A 2,661-nucleotide genomic window follows, 5' to 3' on the forward strand; every position below is an offset into this window, starting at 1 on the left:
CTTTAAAACAGAATGGATGCCAACAGTTGGCTATCAGAATTTTAAAGAAGCTAAATACAGTATTAGCGATTATATAAATGAATATTACAACTACGTTAGGCCGCATCACTATAATGCTGGCCTAGCACCAAATGAGTCTGAAGTAAGATATAAAGATTCTAAAACTGTGGCCAAAATTAGTTGACCATTACAGTATAGCTCTTGGCATGATTATATTCATCATACACTTTTAAATGATGCTTTTTGTTATGGGCCTGTATTGAATCTTGCCATTTGTCATAAAACAAAGATAGATACCATGCATCATTAATAGAGTAGTGAGCAGCACTTCCAACACTTCTTATAGCCATATCTCCAACAAGCACTTCATGGTTGTCTTTTTTTTGAGTCCATTCTCCGCGCGAAAAAGAGAGCGATAATGCATCGCTTAAGTCTAAGGAAATAAAAGCGTTATACCCAAACGAGTCAAATGCCATTTCTTGTTGTGGTAGATTGATAGTGTGTTCCACTTTTGACGTATTTATATAGACTTCATGTGCTTGTGCTATTGAGCACAATAGGTGAGTTAATAAAAACGATAATATGACAATACTTTGGATTGTTTTTTTCATGAATAATTTTATATAACACTGAGTTGTCAAAATCTAAGTATATATGGAATACATGTATATATGTAATTAACTGTTTTTTCTTTTAAATTTGATGCTATGATGTTTTCTTAACCGATACAAGGAGTGAGTAAAGTTTAGTATCGCTTAGCGGTATCTTTTTGCATGGTGTACAACTTTTTACAGTTTTCTACGTGACCTGCGTATCTTCTTTGTATAACTTTCTGATTTTATATTTCATGGGTTATTTATGTCTTCTAATAAAGGTAATTTCGCAGTGGTGCTAGCCGCTTTGGCTCTGGCGGTATCAATCTATGGTGTTTTCACTGACAATGAGGTAATTGTAACTCAAGCTGGTGAGACTGTTAGCTCAAACAATGATGAATACAACGGGCAATGGGTTGAAAACAATAGCAATGATAGTGTAAGCGCTGAGATATTAGAGTTGCGTCGGTACATACTCGATTTAGAAGAACGCTTGAACAATCAGCAGTTCAATGATGTAGAAGCGCCTCAAGGTATGCCTGTTCAGGCTGACTTTCAAGATGCAGTACTTGAAGTGATAGCCTTAAAAGAAGAAAAAGATCGTCAAAAACTCAAAGAAAAAAACCCTATGTATGGTTTTTATGAATATTTACCTGAAGATTATGAAATAAGAATAAAAACAGATCCCGATTATGCACGACAAGTGGGTAAAGACTTAAAAGCTCAGATTGTGGATGAGAACTTATCGGCAACAGAGCGCTTAGCCGCGATGAGCCAATTGCAAATGACGATGTTTATGCTCAATAAAACAGAAATGCCAGAATATGATTATGAAGCGGTTGATGCGATATTGAGTATTGGCAGAAATAGCAGTGACGATAAGGTTAAAATTCAAGCACTCGAAGTGGTTGCCCATACACCGGTTGCCGATGCAAGGGTATCAGATAGCTTTATGTCTTTATTAGAAAAAGAAGATAACGATTACATTAGAAGCATGGCTGCCGAAGGATTAGTTGCGCAGTATTATAAGTCACAAAGTAAGCAACCTGAACTCAGTAAAAAAGTCGCTCAAGATATTTTAGGCCTTTACGATAACGCTTCTGATGCTAAATTAAAGCAGCTATTTGACAATATCATTGGTGATGCGCGCATGCTTGACGAACTGCGAAATGCGGCGGGGCAGTAACGTCATTTTTGAAGGTGTTTTAGCTCTCACTGGTAATTATTGCGTCGCTCATATCTGATCTTACTGTCTTGACTGTTTAGTGTTTCACTTGATAGTTAGCTATGAGCGAGAAGAGACGGTTATAGTAATCAGGTGTTGTCGTCGTAATTCTTCGAAGCGAACATTCCGTAAACTCGTTTATGCCCCATTGTGAGTTAGCATTATAGCCCTAAAGGAATGCTTTGAGCGAATTGCAGCTATTAAAATTTTTTAAAGTACTGTTCTTTTATCCAGTTAATTTGTGATTCTCCTATAGTCAAGAAAACGACCCATTGGGTCAATATTAAATTGTTATGTTTTAGTGTAAATTGAATTATGAAATTGATCGGTAGTAGAGTGGAAAATGAGTTTAGAGCTGAACTGGAAGAATCCAATCGCAGCCTTTTATCTGAATCTAAACTTAGTCTCGTTTTAATGTCTAAAAGCTACTCAGTTGAAAATGCATATGTTTTAAATTGGATCCCTGAGCAATACGAAGATATATATCTTGTCATCATTGATGGCAGTTATCTAATAAGTGTTGAGCTTGATCGCCAAGATTCTACTACTGCTCCAATTATTGAGAAAAGGGAATTGGCCGACTATAGGCGTGGGCTTAGTCGTATGAAGCAAATTCAGTTGATGGTTGCCCTCGACTTGGCTAAAAAAACATAACAAATAAGGATAGGTGTCGCGCAGCCGACACCTTATCTGGGTGTTGAACAAGCCCGAAGTGAGTTTTATAGCTTATTTATAGTAAATAGTGATGAATATATTTTTCTATTTGTAGCGGCGTTCATTTATTTTAGCCGAGTGGATGCACTTCTTGCGTTCAGAAGTTAAATTAATATATCTATATCAATT

At 36.4% G+C, this 2,661-nt stretch carries 4 protein-coding genes; 3 read left to right on the plus strand and 1 reads right to left on the minus strand.

Annotated features, from left to right (window positions below):
* Positions 1-184 (plus strand): IS3 family transposase (locus BGP78_RS18750; protein WP_147386044.1); only part of this gene is annotated, 184 nt, incomplete at its 5' end.
* Here BGP78_RS18750 and BGP78_RS18755 read toward each other — a convergent pair.
* On the minus strand, positions 177-611 hold the full coding sequence (locus BGP78_RS18755) for a hypothetical protein (protein ID WP_119862816.1): 435 nt from the start codon (positions 609-611) through the stop codon (positions 177-179). The two genes, BGP78_RS18750 and BGP78_RS18755, sit on opposite strands and share 8 nt — an antisense overlap.
* 247 nt (positions 612-858) lie before the next feature.
* Here BGP78_RS18755 and BGP78_RS18760 point away from each other — a divergent pair, with 247 nt between their 5' ends.
* Positions 859-1,779 (plus strand): hypothetical protein, encoded by a 921-nt coding sequence (locus tag BGP78_RS18760; RefSeq protein ID WP_119862817.1) that lies wholly within the window; start codon positions 859-861, stop codon positions 1,777-1,779.
* Positions 1,780-2,133: 354 nt separating this feature from the next.
* Positions 2,134-2,472, plus strand: a complete 339-nt coding sequence (locus BGP78_RS18765) for a hypothetical protein (protein WP_119862818.1) — start codon at positions 2,134-2,136, stop codon at positions 2,470-2,472.
* The last annotated feature ends 189 nt before the right edge of the window (positions 2,473-2,661 follow it).

The sequence above is a fragment of the Pseudoalteromonas sp. MSK9-3 genome (assembly GCF_003590335.1).
GTDB lineage: Bacteria > Pseudomonadota > Gammaproteobacteria > Enterobacterales > Alteromonadaceae > Pseudoalteromonas.